The sequence below is a fragment of the Streptomyces sp. NPDC060184 genome (assembly GCF_042728795.1).
Classification (GTDB): Bacteria; Actinomycetota; Actinomycetes; order Streptomycetales; family Streptomycetaceae; genus Streptomyces.
This window is the reverse complement of the sequence record NZ_JBHWYX010000065.1, coordinates 1-21,078: the sequence shown is the minus strand read 5'-3', so window position 1 is coordinate 21,078 and position 21,078 is coordinate 1. Positions and strand designations below refer to the sequence as shown.

16 protein-coding genes are annotated in these 21,078 nt (G+C 72.6%); 6 read left to right on the top strand and 10 right to left on the bottom strand.

The genetic code is table 11. The annotated features are described in order from the left end of the window. Positions 1–325: 325 nt before the first annotated feature. The gene (locus tag ACFWEE_RS30310) at positions 326–1,654 is read right to left on the bottom strand and encodes a hypothetical protein (RefSeq protein WP_386894011.1); all 1,329 of its coding nucleotides are present in this window, start codon (positions 1,652–1,654) and stop codon (positions 326–328) included. 530 nt (positions 1,655–2,184) lie between these two features. Between ACFWEE_RS30310 and ACFWEE_RS30305 the strand changes: the two genes are divergently transcribed. The 5 genes from ACFWEE_RS30305 (at position 2,185) to ACFWEE_RS30285 (ending at position 8,535) form a co-directional block, all read left to right on the top strand. Then, positions 2,185–3,174, top strand: coding sequence for an ArsR/SmtB family transcription factor (locus tag ACFWEE_RS30305; RefSeq protein WP_386894009.1), 990 nt, complete (start codon positions 2,185–2,187; stop codon positions 3,172–3,174). Positions 3,175–3,373: 199 nt separating this feature from the next. Further along, positions 3,374–4,216 (top strand): ammonia-dependent NAD(+) synthetase, encoded by an 843-nt coding sequence (gene nadE, locus ACFWEE_RS30300; protein WP_386894007.1) that lies wholly within the window; start codon positions 3,374–3,376, stop codon positions 4,214–4,216. A gap of 357 nt (positions 4,217–4,573) precedes the next feature. Continuing rightward, a complete protein-coding gene (locus tag ACFWEE_RS30295; RefSeq protein WP_386894005.1) occupies positions 4,574–5,473 on the top strand; it encodes an ABC transporter ATP-binding protein in 900 nt (299 codons plus the stop codon). Further along, on the top strand, positions 5,470–6,462 hold the full coding sequence (locus ACFWEE_RS30290; protein ID WP_386894003.1) for an ABC transporter substrate-binding protein: 993 nt from the start codon (positions 5,470–5,472) through the stop codon (positions 6,460–6,462). The genes ACFWEE_RS30295 and ACFWEE_RS30290 overlap by 4 nt, the downstream gene beginning before the upstream one ends. A gap of 6 nt (positions 6,463–6,468) precedes the next feature. Beyond that, the gene (locus ACFWEE_RS30285; protein ID WP_386894001.1) at positions 6,469–8,535 is read left to right on the top strand and encodes an iron ABC transporter permease; all 2,067 of its coding nucleotides are present in this window, start codon (positions 6,469–6,471) and stop codon (positions 8,533–8,535) included. Positions 8,536–8,607: 72 nt separating this feature from the next. On the opposite strand, the gene hydA is transcribed toward ACFWEE_RS30285, so the two are convergent. The 9 genes from hydA to ACFWEE_RS30240 all read right to left on the bottom strand — a co-directional run bounded on the left by hydA (position 8,608) and on the right by ACFWEE_RS30240 (position 19,185). Continuing rightward, a complete protein-coding gene (gene hydA, locus ACFWEE_RS30280; protein ID WP_386893999.1) occupies positions 8,608–10,005 on the bottom strand; it encodes a dihydropyrimidinase in 1,398 nt (465 codons plus the stop codon). 165 nt (positions 10,006–10,170) lie between these two features. Continuing rightward, positions 10,171–11,454 carry an aspartate aminotransferase family protein gene (locus ACFWEE_RS30275; protein WP_386893997.1) on the bottom strand — a complete coding sequence of 428 codons (1,284 nt, stop codon included), beginning with the start codon at positions 11,452–11,454 and terminating at the stop codon, positions 10,171–10,173. Further along, the gene (locus ACFWEE_RS30270; protein WP_386893995.1) at positions 11,451–12,293 is read right to left on the bottom strand and encodes a nitrilase-related carbon-nitrogen hydrolase; all 843 of its coding nucleotides are present in this window, start codon (positions 12,291–12,293) and stop codon (positions 11,451–11,453) included. Before ACFWEE_RS30270 ends, ACFWEE_RS30275 begins: the two co-directional genes overlap by 4 nt. A gap of 220 nt (positions 12,294–12,513) precedes the next feature. Further along, on the bottom strand, positions 12,514–13,926 hold the full coding sequence (locus ACFWEE_RS30265; RefSeq protein ID WP_386893993.1) for a hypothetical protein: 1,413 nt from the start codon (positions 13,924–13,926) through the stop codon (positions 12,514–12,516). 155 nt (positions 13,927–14,081) lie between these two features. Then, positions 14,082–14,462, bottom strand: a complete 381-nt coding sequence (locus ACFWEE_RS30260; protein ID WP_386893991.1) for a PPOX class F420-dependent oxidoreductase — start codon at positions 14,460–14,462, stop codon at positions 14,082–14,084. Positions 14,463–14,505: 43 nt separating this feature from the next. After that, entirely contained in the window at positions 14,506–14,865 is a 360-nt protein-coding gene (locus ACFWEE_RS30255) for a helix-turn-helix domain-containing protein (protein ID WP_386893989.1), read from the bottom strand. Positions 14,866–15,055: 190 nt separating this feature from the next. Then, complete coding sequence (ggt, locus tag ACFWEE_RS30250) at positions 15,056–16,867, bottom strand: gamma-glutamyltransferase (RefSeq protein WP_386893987.1); 1,812 nt, start codon at positions 16,865–16,867, stop codon at positions 15,056–15,058. Positions 16,868–17,067: 200 nt separating this feature from the next. Further along, complete coding sequence (locus ACFWEE_RS30245) at positions 17,068–17,499, bottom strand: DoxX family protein (protein ID WP_386893985.1); 432 nt, start codon at positions 17,497–17,499, stop codon at positions 17,068–17,070. Positions 17,500–17,751: 252 nt separating this feature from the next. Further along, a complete protein-coding gene (locus ACFWEE_RS30240; protein ID WP_386893983.1) occupies positions 17,752–19,185 on the bottom strand; it encodes a cellulase family glycosylhydrolase in 1,434 nt (477 codons plus the stop codon). Positions 19,186–19,828: 643 nt separating this feature from the next. Here ACFWEE_RS30240 and ACFWEE_RS30235 point away from each other — a divergent pair. Next, entirely contained in the window at positions 19,829–20,965 is a 1,137-nt protein-coding gene (locus tag ACFWEE_RS30235) for a lytic polysaccharide monooxygenase (protein WP_386893981.1), read from the top strand. The last annotated feature ends 113 nt before the right edge of the window (positions 20,966–21,078 follow it).

Sequence of the window (21,078 nt, the reverse complement as noted above, 5' to 3'; positions counted from 1 at the left end):
CGCCGGTGAAGTCCGCCGGTGAGGATCGCCGGTGAACTTCCGTCCGTGGAAGGCGAGTCCGCCTCACAGGGTGGGAGGCCTCCCTCGGCGTCCGGCACCGCGGGCACACCGCCCACGAGTGACGTTCTCCGGCGGAATCCTTCCATATCGGACCATGCCGAACCCTGTACGACGGCGCCTCGGACGCGAGTCGCGGAGCGATGATTCTGGACCGCTTTCGGCACCTTGGGAAGAGGGGGCCGGGAAGGGCTTTCGGCACCTTGGGAAGAGGGAGCCGGGAAGGCGTCGGGACACGCCGCCCTCCCGGCCCGTCAGGTGCGCGCCCTCAGCAGTTCGGGACGCCGGGGAGCCAGCTGGCGGCGTTGTCGATGTAGATGTTGGAGATGTATCCGCCGTAGTCCGGCAGGTAGGACCAGGCGTCGTTGCTGTAACCGCCGGACTGGACGAGCTGCCCGTGCACCTGGCACTGCACCCGTACGGTCGTGGGCCCGGCGAGCTGGGCGACCCGGGTGGAGGTGCTGGTGGCCTGCTGGCGGATGTTGACGTCGGTGCCCCAGGTCGGGAAGGACTTGGTCGCTGCGCCCGCGCCGGTCCAGAGGTACTCGACGGTGACGTAACCGTTGTTGTTGAGGCCGATGTTGTAGAAGGTCCCGTCGGCGAGGTCGATGCCGGCCGGGTTGAGCACGGTGCGGCCCGACCCGTCCCGGCCGCCGTTGTACCCCTCCAGGTAGGCGGCCTGCGCCTCGGGCTTGCCCTGCGGCAGGTCCTTGAAGGACTCGCGGGTGGAGGAGGGGTTCCAGTAGTCGTCCTTGGTGTTCCACGGGCCGACGTCCCACACCGGGGCCGTCTCGCAGCGGGCGGGGCCGCAGACCCTGACCGAGTACTGGGCGCTGCCCTTCGGGGAGAGCCCGCGCCGGGACGGCAGCGCCACGAAGTGGTCACTGGCGACGATCACGTGCCCGTTGGCGGTGGTACCGCCCACCAGCCCCTCGCGGGTCGCGTACACCGTCGACGTGACGGACGCCGCTGCCGCGAGGGACCGGGGCGCGTCGGGGTCGAGTTCGGCGCTCAGCGACAGGGCACGCAGACTCGGCGCGGCACCGTCGGGGGCGGCGACCAGCACGATCCGGGCCTGCACCCGGGTGACGGCCCGGGGCAGCACGGCCGGGGCGGCCTCGCTCGCCTCCCGCCATTCGGTCCACCGGCCCAGCCCGTCCTGCCCGCGCACGTCGACCACCACCTGCGATCCGGCCGGAAGGGTGGCGTCGACGTCCGGGGTGATCCGGTCGACGGCGCGGTCGAGCCGGCGTACGGGGAGGAGGACCGCGCCCTGACCGCGCGGAGAGCGCGCGGAGGCGGGCCGTACGTCCCGGTCGCGGAGGCGCAGCGTGCCGTCGGCGCGGCTGACGTTGGTCTCGTCCCCGGTGGGCGCGGAGAGGTCCGCCCGCCAGCTGACGATCCCGAGCGGGGCGTCACCCGGGGCGGCGTCGCGGGCGGCGGCGGGGCCGGCGGCGAGCGAGAGCGCGGCGAGCGCCAGCAGGGAGACGGCGGCGGCCGGCCCCCGGCGGACGAGGGACGCGACGCGGCGGGGTCCCGGTGCGCGGCGTACGGAAACGGGCAGAGCGGCGGGGCGGGGTCTGGGGTCACGGCGCACGGTGCGCCTCCTTCTCGGTGGGGGGCGGGGAAGGACTCGCGGGCGGTGGGTTCGCCCGGGAGGGTGGTGCCGGAGAAGCCGTGCTGGTGGAACGGGAAGGCCGTGCTGGTCGAGCCGGAAAGGCCGTGCTGGTCGAGCCGGTGGGGCTGGTGATGCCGGTGGGGCTGGTGATGCCGGTGGAGCCGTGACGCGCGGGATGCCCGTGGCGCCGGGGAACGGCGGACGCGGGCATCGGCGGCCGGACCGCCGGCCGGGGCCCGGGTGGGCACCTCCGACGGAGCCCGGACGCACCGGACCGGCGGCCTGGTGACGACGTGACACGTGACCGCCACGGTGGTGCGGCCCGGGGTGCCGCGCAAGCCATTCGTTCCTGGTCGAAGAAGGCCTTCGCGCCCTTGCCGCCGGGGCGGGACTCCCGTTACCTTCCGCATCCCCTGACATGCATGCGTCAGATCCGCAATGCGCGTAGAGTTCCGCCCGGGCGGGCGCCGACGAACGCCCGTGACCACCGGGGGTGCACCGTGCTACGGGTGGAGTTCACGCACCAGGAGCTGGCCCGATTGCGTCTCGCCCCCGACGTGGACCCGCTCTGGGAAACGGCGCTGAGCCTGCATCTGCTCCAGAACCGCCAGGCACCCCTCGCGTTCGGGGCGTGGCGCCGCGAGGTGGCCGAGGCCCTGCGGCGGTCCGGGCTCGCCCCCGCGACCCGCGCCCTGATCCGGCTCTGCCCGGACCGCTCGTACTTCCCCGACTTCCTGACGCCCGGCCGCGGGGACACCGACCTCGACACCGGGCTCGAACGGCTGCTCGCCACCCCACGGCACCGCCTGCGGGCCGAACTCACCCGGCTGTACGCGCACACCGGCCACCCCGTCCCGGCCGCCGTGCGCCCTCTGGCCGACGGCTGCCCCCGGGCCCTGCACCGCCTCGCCGCCGCCCTGCGCGCCTACCACCGGGTGGCCGTCGCGCCCTACCTCGACGCCATCCGCGAGCAGGCGGCGGCCGACCGGACCGCCCGCGCCGAAGCCGTTCTCAGCCACGGCGCGGAGGGCCTCCTCACCGGGTACGACGAGCTGCCCGGGTGGCGCTACCGGGACCGCGAGCTGCGCGCCCCGTACCCACGCGACCGCGAACTGCCCTTACGCGGGAGATCGTTGACCCTCCTCCCGGCCTTCTTCTGCGTCCGCTCCCCGATCACCCTCGTGGACGAGGAGCTGCCCCCGGTCCTCGTCCACCCGCTTCACCCCGCGCCCGGCTGGCTCGAACGCCGGCACCACGGTGGCGACGCCCCGGCGGCGCAGCTCATCGGCGCCTCGCGCGCCGAACTGCTGCGGATGCTGGACCGCCCGATGACCACCATGGACCTCGCCGCGGCGCTCCGGCTCGCCCCGTCGACCGCCAGCAGGCACGCCACCGTCCTGCGGGAGGCGGGGCTGCTCCTCTCCCAGCGGCAGGGGGTACGGGTCCTCCACCACCGGACCCCGCTCGGCCGGGCCGTACTGGAGGGAGCGTTGCGGTGAGGCACGGTCGGGGCCGCTCCGGGGGATTTCCTCCCGCCGCTGGCGCGCCCCCGTCCCCGCCCTCGTCCCGGGCGGCACCCGTACCGCCTCCCGGTCCGCGTCGCCACCCCTGTGACCTGCGGAACAACGGGGGCGGGATGGAGGCCGGCCCGACCGTGCCGACTTCTCCCTGTAACAAAGCGGCCAGTAGAGTACGGGAATGGTGACCCTCAGGGAGCAGATTATCGCCGACCTCGGCGTCAGGACGGCAGTGGAACCGAAGGTGGAGATCCGGCAGCGGGTCGACTTCCTCAAGGACTACCTGCGGTCGACCCCGGCCAAGGGCTATGTGCTCGGGATCAGCGGCGGGCAGGACTCCACGCTGACCGGCAAGTTGTGCCAGCTCGCGGCCGAGGAGCTGCGGGCCGAGGGGCACGAGGCCACCTTCCTCGCGGTGCGGCTGCCGTACGGCGTCCAGGCCGACGAGCACGACGCGCAGATCGCGCTGGAGTTCATCCGCCCGGACCGGTCGGTCGCGGTGAACGTCAAGCCGGGCGCGGACACCGTGGCCGGCGAGGTCGCGGTCGCGCTGGCCCAGCTGCCGGAAGGGGAGCCGGAGCTGCGGGACTTCGTACGCGGCAACGTCAAGGCCCGTGAGCGCATGGTGATCCAGTACGCGCTCGCCGGGCAGCTGGGGCTGCTCGTCGTGGGCACCGACCACGCGGCCGAGGCGGTCACCGGCTTCTTCACCAAGTACGGCGACGGCGGGGTCGACCTCACCCCGCTCACCGGGCTGACCAAGCGTCAGGGTGCCGCCCTGCTGCGGGAGTTGGGCGCTCCGCAGAGCACCTGGGAGAAGGTGCCGACGGCGGACCTGGAGGACGGCCGCCCCGCGCTGCCGGACGAGGTGGCGCTCGGCCTGAAGTACTCCGAGATCGACGACTACCTGGAGGGCAAGGAGGTCGCCCCCGGGGTCGCGGCAAGGCTGGAGTCGATCTACCAGGCGTCCCGCCACAAGCGCACCGTCCCGGCCACCCCGCTCGACGACTGGTGGAAGAGCTGACCGCCCGCGGCGACTGACCGACCGCGCACCACACGCTTCAGGAACACACCTCTCACCTCCAGGCACACACGTCTGGGAACACGCCCCCGAACACGCCCCTCGGGCCTCCGGGCGCAGCCCGGCCGCCGATCGCAGCAGCGTCGGCCGCCGGGCTTCGTGCTGTCCGGGGGCGGGCGCCCCCGCCTCGCACCGGTCGCCCCTCCCCGCGCCGGCGGCTCAACACGCCATCACCGCGCCACCACCGCCCCGCCGCCCCGTCACCGCGCACCGTCACCGCGCCCCGCCGCGCTCATCGACGCCATTCCGTGACCAGGGGTGATGTTCCCCCTCATCTAAGGGCAGGCTAACCTAAGCCGCATGAAAGCTGGTGAGAGCATTTCCGGCACGGCGTACGCCTCTTCGGCCGTCGGCGTGCCACAGACGCGCGGTCACGGACTGTCCGCGGAGGCGGTGACCGTCGCCTACGGCCGTACGGACGTCGTGCACGCGGCGAGCCTCGACCTGCGGCCGGCCGAGGTGACCGCGCTGGTGGGCCCCAACGGCAGCGGCAAGTCGACGCTGCTGCGTACGCTCGCCCGGCTCCAGAACGCGCGCAGCGGCTCGCTCACCGTGGACGGCGGCACCGACGGGGCCACCGACGGCTTCGCGCTCGGCGCCCGGGAATTCGCCCGGTGCGTCGCGCTGCTGACGCAGTCCCGGTCGACTCCGGGCGGCCTCAGCGTGCGGGACGTGGTCGAGTTCGGCCGCTATCCGCACCGGGGCCGCTGGGGTCGTCCGGACCCGGACGGCTCCGCCGCGGTGGACCGCGCCCTCGCCCTCACCGGCGTCGAGGACCTCGCCGGGCGGGGCGTCGAACAGCTCTCCGGCGGACAGCTCCAGCGCGTGTGGCTGGCGAGCTGCCTGGCCCAGGAGACGGGCGTCCTGCTCCTGGACGAGCCGACCACCTACCTCGACCTCCGCTATCAGGTCGAACTGCTCGACCTGATGCGCGATCTCGCCGACCTCCACGGCATCGCCGTGGGCGTCGTCCTCCACGACCTCGACCAGGCGGCGTCCGTCGCCGACCGGGTCGCTCTGCTCCACGCGGGACGCGTCGTCGCCGACGGCGCGCCCGAGGACGTGTTCACACCGGAACTGCTGTCCGACGTCTACGGCATCCGTATCGACGTCGACACCGATCCGTCGACCGGCAGGCTGCGCACCCGCGCGATGGGCCGCCACCACTCCAGATCCGAAAGGCTCAGCACCTCCTCATGAAGCGTCACCTCATCGCCGCGGCCACCGTCGCCGTCGCCGCCCTCTCGCTGACCGCCTGCGGCACCTCGGAGCCGTCCACCGACGACTCCGCCGCCTCGGCCTCCGCGAAGCCCGCCTCGCAGAAGATCACCGTCACCGACGCCACCGGCACGAAGGTGACCCTCGACGGCCCCGCGACCAAGGTCGTCGCCACCGAGTGGAACGTCATCGAGGACCTGGTCACGCTCGGCGTCGCCCCCGTGGGCGTCGCCGACGTCAAGGGCTACACCGCGTGGAACACCGCGGCCCCGCTCACCGGGAACCCGAAGGACATCGGCACCCGCGGCGAGCCGAGCATGGACACCGTCGCGGCCCTCGCGCCGGACCTCGTGGTCGCCACCGACGACCTCTCCCCCGACGTCGTGACGCAGCTGCGCAAGGTCGCCCCGGTCATCCAGGTGACCTCCGCCGACGGTGCCGACCAGATCGGCACGATGACCAAGGGCCTCGACCTCATAGCCCAGGCCACCGGCAAGACCGCCGAGGCCGAAACGGTGAAGGACGAGTACGAGGCGAACATCGCCAAGAACAAGAAGGCCCTGGAGGACGCCGGTCTCGGCGGCGCCTCCATCGCCTCCGCCGACGGTTACGTCGACGCCAACCAGGTCTCCGTGCGCGCCTACACCGCGAAGTCCCTGCTGGGCGCGGTCAACGAGCAGCTCGGCCTGAAGAACGCCTGGACCGTGGAGGGCGACAAGGCCTACGGTCTCGCGACCACCGACGTGGAAGGTCTCACCAAGCTCGGTGACGTGCACTTCGCCTACGTCGCCAACGACGTGGACGGCGACGCGTTCGCCGACAACCTCTCGAAGAACGCGGTGTGGAAGTCGCTGCCGTTCGTCAAGGACGGCAACGTGCACCGGCTGCCCGACGGCGTCTGGATGTTCGGCGGCCCCCGCTCGATGGAGGCGTACGCCGACTCCCTCGTCGACGCCCTGACGAAGAAGTAGCGCGCCGTGGCCGTCATCGACAACCCCGCGGTCGGCCGTGACCGCACCGCCGCGGCCACGACGGGCGCGGTCGCGGTGACGGCCGGGCTCGTGCTGCTCGTCCTGGTCCTCGCCGTCGTCGACATCACCCAGGGCACCGCCGACGTCGGCGCGTCGCAGGTCTGGGACGCGCTCCTCGGCCGGGCCGACGCCGGGGACTCCTCCGTCGTCATCGCGTCCCGGCTGCCGCGCATGGTCGCCGGCATCCTCGTCGGGCTGGCGCTCGGCGCGGCCGGTACCGCTCTCCAGGCCGTCAGCCGCAACGTCCTCGCCGCACCGGACACCCTGGCGGTGAACGCGGGTTCGTACCTGGCGCTCGGCGTGGTCGCCGTCACCGGCGTCTCGCTGCCGTTCCTCGCCTCCTCGGGCGCCGCGTTCGTCGGCGGCCTCGCCGCCGCGGCGGTGGTGCTCGGGCTCTCCGGGCTGGGCAAGGGGACGGTACGCCTGGTCCTGGCCGGCAGCGCGCTGATGCTGGGTCTGAACGCGGTGACCGAGGCGCTGCTGCTGCTCTTCCCCCAGCGGACCGAAGGTCTCTACCGGTGGGGGCAGGGCGGCATCGGGCAGAACGGGTTCGACGGCATCCAGCAGATGATCCCGTTCGTCGTGGTGGGGCTCGTCGGGCTGCTGCTCGTCGCCCGCCGGGTCGACGCGCTGGGCCTGGGCGACGACGCCGCGCGGGGGCTGGGCGTCCCCGTCCGGGGCACCCGGATCACCGCGGTCGTCCTCGCCACGCTGCTCTCCGCCGCGGCCGTCACGCTCGCCGGGCCGATCGGGTTCGTCGGCCTCTGCGCCCCCGCGCTGGTACGTCCGCTGGCCCGCCGGTTCCGCGGTCTCGTACGGTTCCGCGTCCAGATGCCCGTCGCCGGGCTGATGGGCGCCGCGCTGATCCTCGGGGCGGACGTGCTGCTGCGGGCGCTGGTCCCCGCCGACCTGGCGGTGGAAGTGCCCACGGGCGTCGTCACGACGGTGGTCGGCGGTGTCTTCCTGGCCGTGATGGCGCTCCGTACCCGGGACACCGCCTCGGCCGAGGCGCCGGACCGTCTGCGGATACCCGGCCGGACGGCGTACCTGGTCACCGTGGTCGCGCTCGTCGTGGTGCTGGTCGGCACGGTCGTCGCGGCGGTCCTCGTCGGCGACGCGAAGCTGCTGCTCGGGGACGTCGTGAACTGGGCGCAGGGCAAGTCCGGACGGGTCGTCACGTACGTGCTCGACACCCGCGTCCCCCGGGTCCTCGCGGCCCTCCTCGCGGGCGCGGCGCTGGCCCTGTCCGGCACCCAGGTGCAGGCGGTGACCCGCAACCCGCTCGCGGAGCCGGGCATCCTCGGTGTCACCGGCGGGGCGGGGCTCGGTGCCGTGCTGATCGTCACCACCGTGACGGCGGCGAGTTCCTGGCTGATCGCCGGAGCGGCGTTCGCCGGGGCGGCGGTCGCCTCCGGGCTGGTCTTCGGGCTGGCGGCGCGGGGCGGTTTCGGGCAGAACCGGCTGGTCCTGCTCGGGATGGGGGTGTTCGCCACCACGACGGCGCTGATCAGTCTGGTCATCGTGCTCAGCGACCCGTTCGACACGACGCGGGCGCTCACCTGGCTCTCCGGCTCCACCTACGGCCGGACCATGCCCGACGTGCTGCCGGTCGCGGTGGTGCTGGCGGTGGGTCTGGTGTGGTCGGTGGTGCGCCGCCGGGAGCTGGATCTCGTCGCGCTGGACGAGAACACCCCGAGGCTCCTCGGGCTGCACCTCACCCGGGCTCGCCTCGGTTTCCTGGTGATGTCGGTGCTGCTGGCGGCGAGCGCGGTCGCGGCGGCCGGTCTCATCGGCTTCGTCGGCCTGGTCGCCCCGCACGCGGCGCGCGCTCTGGTGGGCCGGCGGCACGCGCGGGTCGTCCCGGTCGCGGTGCTGCTCGGAGCGGTCCTGGTCTGCCTCGCGGACTTGGCCGGCCGTACGGTGATCGCCCCGGCGCAGCTCGGTGCGGGCCTGATGACGGCCGTCATCGGCGCCCCGTACTTCCTCTACCTGCTGGTCCGTACCCGCCGCTGAGCGGCGTAGTCACGTCGAACGCCCCGTCCGGACACCGCGTCCGGGCGGGGCGTTCACGCGTCCCGGCCGCCCTCAGTGGGCGAACTGGCAGATGCCGCGCGGCAGATAGGTGCCGTGCCCGGCGTGTCCGACGTAGGAGCGGTGGTCGATCACCGGGACGCCGCGCGAGATCACCGTCTCCACCCGGCCCGTCAGGCGCTTGCCCTCGTACGCCGAATAGTCGACGTTCATGTGGTGGGTCGCGGCCGAGACCGTCTGCTCGGCGTGCGGGTCGTAGATGACGATGTCCGCGTCGGAGCCCGGGGCGATGGTGCCCTTCTTCGGGTACAGCCCGAACATCCGGGCGGGGGTGGCGCAGGCGATCTCGATCCAGCGGCGGAGACCGATGTGGCCGTCGACGACGGCCTGGTGGAGCAGGTCCATCCGGTTCTCGACGCCCGGCATCCCATTGGGGATCTTGGAGAAGTCGTCGCGCCCCAGCTCCTTCTGTCCCTTGAAGCAGAACGGGCAGTGGTCGGTGGAGACGACCTGGAGGTCGTTGGTCCGCAGCCCGCGCCAGAGCGCCGCCTGGTGTTCCTTCGGGCGCAGTGGCGTGGAGCAGACGTACTTGGCGCCCTCGAAGTCGGGTTCGGCGAGATTGTCCGTCGACAGGAAGAGGTACTGCGGACAGGTCTCGCCGAACACCGGGTGGCCCTCGTCCCGGGCGCGCGCGATCTCCGCGAGGGCTTCCTGCGCGGACACGTGGACGACGTAGAGGGGCGCCCCGGCCACCTGGCTGAGCTTGATCACCCGGTGGGTGGCCTCCGCTTCGAGCAGCGCCTTGCGGACCTCGCCGTGGTGGCGGGGGTCCCGTTCACCGCGCGCCAGTGCCTGTTCGACGAGTACGTCGATGGCGAGGCCGTTCTCGGCGTGGGCCATCACCAGCCCGCCGTTGGAGCCCGCGCGCTGCATCGCCCTCAGGATCTGGCCGTCGTCGGAGTAGAAGACCCCCGGGTAGGCGGTGAAGAGCTTGAACGAGGTGACACCGGCCTGGACGAGCTGGTCCATCTCCTTGAGGGAGCGGGCGTTCACGTCCGACATGATCATGTGGAAGCCGTAGTCGATCGCGCACTTCCCCTCGGCCTTCTCGTGCCAGGCGTCGAGTCCGGCCTTGAGCGACCCGCCCTTGGACTGGATGGCGAAGTCCACGATGGTCGTGGTGCCGCCCCAGGCGGCGGCCAGGGTTCCGGTCTCGAAGGTGTCGGAGGCGTACGTACCGCCGAACGGCATCTCCATGTGGGTGTGGGCGTCCACCCCGCCCGGGATGACGTACTTCCCGGTGGCGTCGATCCTCCGCCCGGTCCAGCCCTCGGCCGTGTCGCTGTCGTGGGCGGCGAGCGCGACGACCCGGCCCCCCTCGATCAGCACGTCGGCGTGGATCTCGTCGGACGCGGTGACGACCAGACCGCCGTGGATCACGGTGCGGCTCATGTGCCTCTCCTCGCTGTGCCGGGAAGGGACCGGTCCCACGGGGACGGGCCCGGTGCGTGGTGAAGGAGGGAAGCGGCGCGACGCGCGGCCTCCCGGGGTGGGCGGCGCGGTGCGCGCGTCCTCCGGGGTGGGCGGCGGGTCGTCTCCCGGCCCGCCGCCCTGTGGTCAGCCCGCCGCGCGCAGGGCCTCGCCCAGGATCGACGCGCCTTCCTCCGCCTCGGCGACGGAGAGGGAGAGCGGCGGGGCGATCCGCAGCACGCTGGTGTCGTGCCCACCGCCCTTGCCGATGAGCAGCCCGCCCTCGCGCGCCACCTCCAGGACGGCCGCGGCGGCCTCCGGGTCCGCCCGGCCGGTGCCGGGCTCGGCCAGTTCGATCCCGATCATGAGCCCGCGCCCGCGCACTTCGCGTACCGCGGGCACGCGTGCGGCGAGGGCCCGCAGGCGCTCGATGAGCAGTCCGCCGACCCGGCGGGCGTTGCCCTGGAGGTCGTGGTCGAGGAGGTAGGTGAGGTTGGCGAGGCCGGCCGCCATGGTGACGGGTGAACCGCCGAACGTGGAGATCGAGTTGGCGTCCAGGCAGTTCATCACCTCGGCGCGGGCCACCACTCCGCCGATGGACATGCCGTTGCCGATGCCCTTGGCGAAGGTGAGGATGTCCGGCGGGCCGTTCTCCGCGTGCGCCTGCCAGCCCCAGAAGTGGTCGCCGGTGCGGCCCCAGCCGGTCTGCACCTCGTCGGAGATCCACAGCACGCCGTGGCGGTCGAGCACCTCGCGGAAGGCGGCGTAGAGGCCGTCGGGCGGCGAGGTGAAGCCGCCGACCCCCTGGATCGGCTCGGCGATGAGCGCGGCGGCACCGCGGGTGTGCCCGAGCAGGTCCTCCAGATCGCGCACGCACGCGGCGGTGAACTCGGCGTCGTTCAGGTCCGCGTACGGCCCTCTGGTACGCACTCCGCCGTGCACGTACAGGGTCTGGAGCGGGGAGAGGCTGGTGGGCGACCAGCTCCGGTTGCCCGTGACGGAGACCGTGGAGAACGATCTGCCGTGGTAGCTGTTGCGCATCGCGAGGATCTGGTTGGACCCCCGGAACGTGGTGGCGAGCAGCAGGGCCGTGTCGTTGGCCTCGGTGCCGGAGGTGGTGAAGAAGACGCGCGCGTCGGGGATGCCGGAGAGGGTGGCGACGCGCTCGGCGAGGTCCACCAGCGGGCGGTTGAGGTAGAGGGTGGACGAGTGGACGATCCGCCCGGCCTGCTCGCTGATCGCCTTCGTCACCTCGGGGAGCGCGTGCGCGGTCATCGTGGTGAGGATGCCGCCGAAGAAGTCCAGGTACCGGTTGCCGTCCGCGTCCCAGACGTGGCGCCCCTCGCCGTGGGTGATCTCCAGGGGCCGCTCGTAGTAGAGGGTGAGCCAGTCGGGGCTCACGGCACGGTGGCGCGCGTGCAGGTCCGTCACGGCTCCACCAGCCCGTCGTAGGCGTCCGGGCGGCGGTCGCGGTAGAAGGCCCACTGGTTGCGGACCTCCTCGATGAGGTCGAAGTCCAGGTCCCTGACGAGGAGTTCCTCCTCCTTGTCACTGGCGACGTCTCCGACGAACTGGCCGCGCGGGTCGACGAAGTAACTCGTGCCGTAGAAGTTGTTGTCGCCGTACTCCTCCCGGCCCACCCGGTTGATCGCGGCGATGAAGTACTCGTTGGCCACGGCCGAGGCGGGCTGCTCCAACTGCCAGAGGTAGCTGGAGAGTCCACGCGAGGTGGCGGACGGGTTGTACACCAACTGCGCTCCGTTGAGTCCGAGTTGGCGCCATCCCTCGGGGAAGTGCCGGTCGTAGCAGATGTAGACGCCCACCTTGCCGACCGCCGTGTCGAACACGGGCCATCCGGCGTTCCCGGGCTTGAAGTAGTACTTCTCCCAGAACCCCTTGACCTGCGGGATGTGGTGCTTGCGGTACTTGCCGAGGTACGAGCCGTCGGCGTCGATCACCGCGGCGGTGTTGTAGTAGAAGCCCGACTGCTCGATCTCGAAGACGGGCACCACGACGACCATGCCGGTCTCGCGGGCCAGGTCCTGCATCCGGGAGACGGTGGGGCCGTCCGGCACGGGTTCGGCCCAGCGGTAGTGCTCCGGCTCCTGCACCTGGCAGAAGTACGGGGCGTTGAACACCTCCTGGAACCCGATGATCTTCGCCCCCTGCCGGGCGGCCTCGCGCGCGTGCTCCTCATGTTTGGCGATCATGGATTCGGTGTCGCCGGTCCAGGTCGCCTGGACGAGTGCGGCGCGAACGACGTGGGACATGAGCTGCTCCTTCGACGCGACGTCAGAGCCTCTACGCGTTTTCTACGCGGGTGGACACGGAAGGTAGGAGGAGAACGTAAGCCCCTCCCCACGGCGGGGCAAGACCGTCGCCGTGAACCGGCCGAGTCGATCACGTTTCGCGCCCGGGGGGCACGCAACTCCGCCGGGACACGCCGGAAGCAGCCCGTACGGGCCCGAACGGACCATGCGTGACGGCACGTCAGACGCCGGGGACGCCCGCGACCCGCAGGGCGTGCACCAGGTCCCACTCCCGGGCCGCCGACACCCTGCGGGCCGCCGCGAGCAGTTGCGGCACGAGGTGGGCCGGCCCCGCCCCGGCGATCCGCGCGGCCTCGTGCGGTGACCTGACGCGGACGAACGCGCCCAGCAGTTCCTCCGCCTCGGCCTCGCGGCCCGCCAGGTCGAGCGCGACCGCCGCCTCGGCGATCTCCTCGGCCGTCCGGGAGGCGCCCTGCCGCAGAAGGTGGCCGCAGTCCTCGTCGCGCCCGGCCGCCGCGAGGGCGCCGACCGCCGCCGCCAGCCCGGCGGGCGGCAGCGAGGACATCTCCCACAGCAGGGTGACCCAGTCGGCGTCGAGACCGGCGAGCCCCAGCGCCACGGCGAGTACCGGCAGTCGCTCGGCCGGCCAGGCGGCTGCCTCGCAGAGCACGACGTACGCCTCTCCCGTACGCCCCTCCGCGCGCATCGCCAGAAGCAGCGCGACCACGTCGGCCGCCGCCCGCACCGCCGCCGGATCGGCAGCCGGGGCCGACGCCTCCTCGCTCTCCTCGGCCTCGCGGGCGGCGGCGCCGAAACGGGCCCCCCGGGGCTTTGGGGCCGACGGCGCGGCGGCGGGCAGCAGTGGGAGCGCCGAGGGTGCGGGGACGGCCCCGTCGTCGGCCTCCAGCCCGGCGAACCGGGCCCCCCTCGGCTTCCCGCGTACGGCCCTCGGCGCGGGGGCCGCGGACGCGGGGCCGGTGTGGTTTCGCTCCGCGGCTACGGATGACGGCGAACCGGGCTGCCCCGTACGGGCGTTCGGCGCATCCCGTTCCCGTACGGCCGCTCCGGCGGGGCGGGGGGCGCCGGCGTCCGGGGCGGGCCGGGGGGCCTCCACGTACGGGACCGCCTCCTCCCGGAACCAGTCGCGCGGGGCGGTGAGCGCGGCGAGCCGGCTGCGGAGTTCGGCGCACCGCGCCGTGGCGCGCCGGTGGTCGTCCTGGGCCCAGGCGAGCGCCTGCCGGTCGGCGGTCAGCGCGCCGCCCGCCTCGGCGGCGCGCACCCGCCGGGCCGCCTCCTCCTGTTCGCGGGCCATCAACTCCAGCCGTCGGCCGAGCTCCTGGCGCCCGCCCGGGCGCCGGTCGTGGGCCGCCGCCGAGGCGGCGTAGAGCGAAGCGGCGCGCACGGACTCCTGTTCGGCGTGGTGCGTACCGTAGGAGGCGGCCAGATCCTGGAGAAGCGACTCGACCACGTCCCAGGGCGGTATCTCGGCCCCCTCGAAGCAGGCCCGCATCCCGGCGGGATCACGCCGGGCGAAGACCCCGTACCAACCGCTTCCGGGGTCCAGACGGGCGGCCAGCTCTCCCAGGAACCGCGCGAACACGTCCACTTCGACCACTTGCTGATGCACCGTCATCGCCGCCCTCGTCGGCCCTCGGCTGGAACCCTCCAGCCAGCTCGCATTCGACCGCAGGTGTGTTACGGCGCGGCTACGACCGTTTTTCCAGTCCGAGGCGCCGGGAGCGCGGACCCGGCGACGGCGAGGGCGCACGCTCCCGGTCCCGCACCCGCTCAGAACGTGACGGCGATGCCGGTGTGAGGCCGCTTTCCGAGCCGTACGACCATGGCCGGCCGGTCGACCAGCCAGAACTTCCAGGTGTACTTCCGGGACAGCACCTTGCGTACGGCCGCCACGTCCGCCCCCTCGACGAGCCGGGCGGTCCCCTCCGCACTGGGCGCGCCCTCGGCGATCCGGCCCTTGACGTCGCAGACGGTGACGCGGACCCGGGAGGTGTGGCGCAGCCGCTTCACCTTCCACGAGTCGGAGCGGGTCCAGACGTAGAGCGTTCCGCCGTCGGCCGCGGCCCATACGGGGGTGGCGACCGGGGTGCCGTCCTTGCGGTAGGTGGTCAGGCTGACGTACTCGCTGCGGGCGAAGTCCTGGAGAGTCACACCTTGAGCCTACGGGCAGGCCGCAGGCCCCGGGAGCCGTCCGTCAGGCCCCGAGCGGAAGCAGCTCGCCGACCGGTACGGACAACGCCCGCCCGGACCCCTCCGCCGCACCGGACCGCACCGCGCCGGACTCCGCCGCACCGGCTCCTTCGGCGCCGGACTCCTCGGCGCAGCCCGCCAGGATCTCGTCGAGGGTGAGCCCGAGGGCGGCGGCGATCGCCGCCACCGTGAAGAAGGCGGGCGTCGGGGCCCGGCCGGTCTCGATCTTGCGGAGGGTTTCCGCGGAGAGGCCGGCGCTCGCCGCGACGGCGACCATGCTGCGCCCACCGCGAGCCTCACGGAGCAGGGCACCGAGCCGCTCGCCGCGGCGGCGCTCTTCGGGTGTCAGGGGCGTACGAACCATGCCGTCATTCTAATACCACATCGACCGGTATAGTAATTGGCATGGTGCGACTCAGGACCGGCCCGTACGCACCACGGGCCGGTCGGTAGAGCCGCCGGTCGGCGTCGGTGAGCGAGCAGCGTCGGCCGGTCGGTGCCGGCCGTCGACCGGCACCGGCACCGACATCGGCATCGGCATCGGCATCGGCCGGTCAGCGTCGGCCCTCGCTCGGCGTCACCACCATCGCCGAGCCGCCGCCCCGGCGTACCGGCTCGGCCGCCGCCAGCCACCGGCCGTCGGGCAGCCGCTCGACCCCGGTGGCCGCACCGATCTCCGGGTTTAGCTTGAACACATGACCGAGGGATTCCAGTTGGGCCCGCAGCGGGCTGTCCCAGAGCGCGGGTTCGATCTCGGTGGCCGCCGCGTTGCGCTGGCTGGCGCGGGGGGCGGCGATGGCGTCGACGAGCGGCAGCCCGCGGTCGAGCCGGCCGGTCAGGGTCTGGAGCACGGTGGTGATGATGGTGGCTCCGCCGGGCGATCCGAGCGCCACCACCGGCTTCCCGTGGTCGAGGACGATCGTCGGCGAGATCGACGAGCGCGGGCGCTTGCCCGGACCGGGCAGGTTCGGGTCGTGCACGGCCGGGTTGGCGGGCGCGAAGGAGAAGTCCGTCAGCTCGTTGTTGAGCAGGAATCCGCGTCCGGGCACCGTGATACCGCTGCCGCCGGTCGACTCGATGGTGAGGGTGTAGGCGACGACGTTGCCCCACTTGTCGGCGGCCGTCAGGTGCGTGGTGTTCTCCCCCTCGTACGTCGTCGGGGCGGCGGTGCCGCCCTTCGCGCAGGACGTCGGGGAGCTCGGGTCACCGGGGGCCAGCGGGCTGGTCAGCACGGCGTCGTCGCGGATGAGGCAGGCGCGCGCGTCGGCGAACCGCTGGCTGAGCAGCCCGGCCGTGGGCACGTCCTCGAACGCCGGGTCGCCGACCCAGCGCCCCCGGTCCGCGAAGGCGATCCGGCTCGCCTCGATGAACCGGTGCAGGTACTGCGCCCGGCTCGCCCCGGAGAGGTCGGTGGACTCCAGGATGTTGAGGGCCTCGCCGACACTCGTCCCGCCGGACGAGGAGGGCGCGATGCCGTAGACGTCGAGCCCCCGGTAACCCACCTTGGTCGGGGCCTGCTTCAGCGCCCGGTACGCCTTCAGGTCCTGGGTGCTCAGATCTCCGGCCCGGGCGACGCGGCCGGACGCGGGGTCGACGGGAGAGTTTCGCACGGTGCGCACGATGTCCTCTCCCAGGGCGCCCCGGTAGAGCTCGTCGACGCCTTCGCGGCCGAGCTTCTCGTAGGTGCGGGCCAGGTCCGGGTTCTTGAACACCGATCCCACCACGGGGAGTTCACCACCGGGCAGGAAGAGTTCGGCGGTGGCCGGGAAGTCGGCGAACCGCTCCTGGTTCCCCTCGGTCTGGCTGCGGAAGGTGCTGTCCACGACGAAGCCGTCGCGGGCCAGGCGCTCGGCGGGCTTCAGCAGGGTGCCGAGCGATTTGGTGCCCCAGGTGTCGAGCGCCTTGTCCCAGGTGGCCGGGGTACCGGGGGTGCCGATGCTGAGACCGCTGGTGACGGCGTCGTTGAAGGCCAGCGGCTTGCCGTCCTCCAGGAAGAGCGAGGAGTCGGCGGTGCGGGGCGCCGTCTCGCGGCCGTCGATGGTCTGCACGGTACGGGACTTGGCGTCGTAGTGGACGAAGTACCCGCCGCCCCCGATACCGGCCGAGTACGGCTCGGTGACCCCGAGCGCGGCGGCGGTCGCCACGGCCGCGTCCACCGCGTTGCCGCCCTTGCGCAGCACCTCGATACCGGCCGCCGTGGCGTCCGCGTCCACGCTGGCCACCGCTCCCCCGTACCCGGCGGCCACCGGCGTCTTGACCGGTGAGCCGGGCCGCGGCGACGATCCGGCGGGGGCTGCCGCCCCGACGGACGCCACCACGGCGAGCACGGCCAGGACCGATACGTTCCGTCCGACAGGACGACGCATGCGTACCTCCAGTTGACGATCGTCCGCGCAGACTAACCCCGGCCCGGCCGGATCGTCAGGACCGCCTCGACCGGCTGCCCGGATGCCCGCCGCTGCCTCCTGGCGTGCCGGACGACGGGTGCGGCGGGCCTTTCCACCGAGCCCCGGGCCGTGACCGCGCAGGCGGCGGGAGCGGGCGGATCCGGATGCCGGACGGCGGCTCAGTGCCGTGCGAGGGGAGCCTTCGTCCGTGTGTCGTCGCTCCGCGCCAGGGCCTTCTCCAGGGCCCAACGGCCCGGTCCCAGAGCCGCGATGAGGAGGAACGCCCAGCAGAACATCGCGGCGGCCTCACCGCCGTTCTCGATGGGCAGCAGCGCGTGCGCCTGGTGCGTGCCGAAGTAGGCGTACGCCATGGAGCCGGAGCAGATCACCGCCGATGCCCGGGTGCCGTAGCCCACCAGCACCAGGATGCCGCCGGCTAACTGGATGAGCGCCGCCCACCAGCCCGGCCACTCCCACAGGCGCGGGGACGCGCCGTGGGGGCCGCCGAACACGTCGAACAGAGCCGCCGCTCCGTGGCAGGCGAACAGCAACCCGACGACGACGCGGAACAGTCCGAGTACACCGTCACGGTTCTTGTCGAGCAGACCCATTGGTTACCTCACTCTCGTGTGAACCCCGGAGCGGGGGGGACGTCCGTCCGGGAAGCCGGGGTGGTCGGGCAGTCGGCGACCGCCTGGAAAGCCAGGGGTGGTCGGGTGGGTTCCGGCACCGCACGTCCGACGCGGGGTGGAAGGGCCGGCGCCGTGAGGGGGCTTCGGCAGGGCCGGAGCCCCCTCACGGGCCGACGGGCGGGTTCGGCGGACGGGTCGGCGGACGGGTCGGCCGACGGGTCAGCCGGCGGGTCAGCCGGTGGGGAAGTTGTCGGAGGTGCTGATCCGGTTCTTGAGCAGCGTGCCCGACTCGGTCAGCACGCCGCTGCTGCTGTAGTCGCTGCCGTCACAGGTGCCGGGCTGGAACGCCGCACTGCTTTCGGGGGCGTCGCTGTAGGTCCAGTTCGCGTAGCCGATCTTCAGCTGATCGAGCAGGTCCAGCCAGGCCGTGGTGCTCGTCCGGTCAAGCGTGCCGCCACCGGTGGCGCTCACGGTGCCGAACTCCGTCACGAACATCGGGAGTTTGCCGGCCGCACGGCTCAGCACGGCACGGTAGTTGTCCTTGTGGCTCGCCGCGTAGAAGTGGAACGCGTACATGATGTTGGTGGCGTTGACCGGGCTGTTGACGACCTCGCTCTCGCTGGAGCCGTCGGAGACGCCCAGCGAGGACCAGCCGCGGGTGCCGACGACGACGACCGCGTCCGGGTCGGCGGCGCGGATCACCGGAATGACCTGCTCGGCGTAGCTCTTGATGCCCGCCCAGCTCACGCCGTTGGGCTCGTTGGCGATCTCGTAGATCACGTTCTTCTTGTTCGCGTTGCGGGCCGCGACGGACGCGAAGAAGGTCTTGGCGCGCGCGAGGTTGTAGTTCGGGTCACCCGGCGTCAGGGTGTGGAAATCGATCATCGCGTACAGGCCGCGGGCCTCGGCCATGTCGACGATGCTGTTCACCCGGCTGGTGAAGCCCGCCGGGTCGGTCTCGTACCCCTCTTCCTGCACGTACATGGCGACGCGCAGCAGGTCTGCCTTCCAGTCCTGCGCCAGCGCGTCCATGGACGCGTCGTTGTAGCACGCGCTGAACCACTGGATGCCGTGCGTGCTCATCCCCCGCAACTGGATGGGGCGGTTGTACTGGTTGCAGAGGTTCACGCCGCAGACGTGCACCTGTCCGTTGATGTCGACGGGGGTGCCGGTGCTCGGCGCGGGCGTCGTGGGCGTCGGCGTCGGGGTGGGAGTCGGGGTGGGAGTCGGGGTGGGAGTCGGGGTCGGGTCGCCGCCGGCGACCGAGCCCGTGCAGGCGACGCCGTTGAGTGTGAACGCCGTGGGCTTCGGGTTGGCACCCGTGAAGGAGCCGGTGAAGCCCACGTCGACCGCCGCACCGGTCGCCAGCGCACGGTTCCAGTCGAGGCCGGCGGCGGTGACCGTCGAACCTGACTGCGCCCAGGTGGCGTTCCAGCCCTGGACGAGCTTCTGCCCCGCGTCCGGCATGGCGAACGTGAGCGTCCACGCGGAGACGGGATCGCCCAGGTTGGTGATCTTCACTCCGGCCTGGAAGCCGCCCTGCCACTGGCTGGCGAACGTGTAGTCGACCTTGCATCCGGCGGCAGCCACCGCCTGGGGGCTGAGCAGAGCAGTGAGGCCCAGGACCGTCGCGCAGGTCGCCAGTAGAGCCAGAAGCCGTTTCACAGCATTTCTCCTCGTGCGCAGGGGGGTTACGCAATGGGACGCTCCCGTAGCTCGCCGCCCCGAAAGCGGTCCGTTCCGCCCGGTCGGCGGAACCGGTCCTGGGCGCGGGACCTGCGGGCCGACCGCGCGTCGCCGTGACAGCGCCCTGCGGGCCGATCATGCCGGTCCCGAGATCTTCGGGGTGCACCGCTACGGGAGACGCGTGTGGTCGCGTACCGGAAGGACAGATGTGGGAGCGCTCCCAATCTCGGGGTCGCGCGACACACCGTCAAGCTCTTGGACACGATTGACCGCCGTCGGCACGCGCGAAAAGTTTCGGACCAGCCGATCCGCACCGACCCTCACGCATTCGCGTCCGATGGGTTGTCAGGGGCATGGCACACTCCTACAGTTCTCGTGAACCGTGTATGGGAGCGCTCCCAAATCGGGCGGCGGAGACGCTCCCGATGCACTGATCGCCCCCGCCCAGCCACCCCTCGCACGCGGCTGTTCCACGGCCCGGTCACCGCGCGGACCCGACGCTGTCGCCGCTGTGCGTACGCGCCCGGTCCCGCAGCCGCTCGCCCCGGAAAGCCGCCCCGTGACGAGCACAGGAGACAGGCCCCACTCGAAGGCAACCCCCACCCAGGCACTGGAGACTTCCATGGCTCAACGCAAGAATCGATTGGTCGCCCTGGCGGCGGCGCTCGCGACGCTGTTAGGCGGGATCGCCCTGACCCTGCTGGGCCAGGGCAGCGCGCAGGCCCACGGCGTGGCGATGTCACCGGGGTCGCGTACCTACCTCTGCTGGCTGGACGCCAAGACCAGCACCGGCGCCCTCGACCCGACGAACCCGGCGTGCAAGGCCGCGCTCGCCGAGAGCGGCGCGACCGCGCTGTACAACTGGTTCGCCGTGCTCGACTCCAACGCCGGTGGCCGAGGGGCGGGTTACGTCCCGGACGGCACGCTGTGCAGCGCCGGCAACCGGTCGCCGTACAACTTCACCGGCTACAACGCCGCCCGCTCCGACTGGCCGCGCACCCACCTGACGTCCGGCGCCACGATCGAGGTCGATCACAGCAACTGGGCAGCGCACCCGGGCGAGTTCCGGGTGTACGTGTCCAAGGCCGGCTACTCGCCCAGCACCGAACTGGGCTGGGACGACCTGGAGCTGATCCAGACCGTCAGCAACCCGCCGGCGATCGGATCACCGGGCACCGACGGCGGCCACTACTACTGGAACACGACCCTGCCGTCGGGCCGCTCCGGCGACGCGATCATGTTCATCCAGTGGGTCCGCTCGGACAGCCAGGAGAACTTCTTCTCCTGCTCCGACATCGTCTTCGACGGTGGCAAGGGCGAGGTGACCGGCATCCGCGGCTCGGGCAGCACCACCACGCCCACGCCGACTCCTACGCCCACCACGCCCACCACGCCCACTCCCACCCCGACTCCCACGCCGACCCCCACCCCCACCCCGGGCGATCCGCACACCGGATGCATGGCCGTCTACAGCGTGACCAACTCCTGGAGCGGCGGTTTCCAGGGCTCCGTGGAGGTCATGAACCACGACACCACCGCGCGTGACGGCTGGGCCGTGCAGTGGACGCCCGGCACGGGCACCAAGGTGAGCCAAGTCTGGAACGGCGCGCTGACCACCGGGTCCGACGGCACCCTGACGGTCAAGAACGTCGACTACAACCGGACCATCCCGGCGGACGGCAGCGTCACCTTCGGCTTCACGGCGACATCGACCGGCAACAACTTCCCGATCGGCTCGATCGGCTGCGTCAACCCGTAGCCGTCGAGGCGAGCAGCGCCGGTCCCGCCTCGGCGGGACCCGCCGGGGGGGGGCCCCCCCCCCGGCGCCCGGGGGCCCGCCCCCGCCCCCCCCCCCCCCCCCCCGCCCCGACG

What these genes read in the sequence shown, in the direction of transcription:
- nadE (WP_386894007.1), top strand. Translation starts at nt 3,374, where the DNA reads ATGGTGACCCTCAGGGAGCAGATTATCGCCGACCTCGGCGTCAGGACG.
- ACFWEE_RS30295 (WP_386894005.1), top strand. Translation starts at nt 4,574, where the DNA reads ATGAAAGCTGGTGAGAGCATTTCCGGCACGGCGTACGCCTCTTCGGCC.
- ACFWEE_RS30290 (WP_386894003.1), top strand. Translation starts at nt 5,470, where the DNA reads ATGAAGCGTCACCTCATCGCCGCGGCCACCGTCGCCGTCGCCGCCCTC.
- hydA (WP_386893999.1), bottom strand. Translation starts at nt 10,005, where the DNA reads ATGAGCCGCACCGTGATCCACGGCGGTCTGGTCGTCACCGCGTCCGAC.
- ACFWEE_RS30270 (WP_386893995.1), bottom strand. Translation starts at nt 12,293, where the DNA reads ATGTCCCACGTCGTTCGCGCCGCACTCGTCCAGGCGACCTGGACCGGC.
- ACFWEE_RS30265 (WP_386893993.1), bottom strand. Translation starts at nt 13,926, where the DNA reads ATGACGGTGCATCAGCAAGTGGTCGAAGTGGACGTGTTCGCGCGGTTC.
- ACFWEE_RS30255 (WP_386893989.1), bottom strand. Translation starts at nt 14,865, where the DNA reads ATGGTTCGTACGCCCCTGACACCCGAAGAGCGCCGCCGCGGCGAGCGG.
- ggt (WP_386893987.1), bottom strand. Translation starts at nt 16,867, where the DNA reads ATGCGTCGTCCTGTCGGACGGAACGTATCGGTCCTGGCCGTGCTCGCC.
- ACFWEE_RS30245 (WP_386893985.1), bottom strand. Translation starts at nt 17,499, where the DNA reads ATGGGTCTGCTCGACAAGAACCGTGACGGTGTACTCGGACTGTTCCGC.
- ACFWEE_RS30235 (WP_386893981.1), top strand. Translation starts at nt 19,829, where the DNA reads ATGGCTCAACGCAAGAATCGATTGGTCGCCCTGGCGGCGGCGCTCGCG.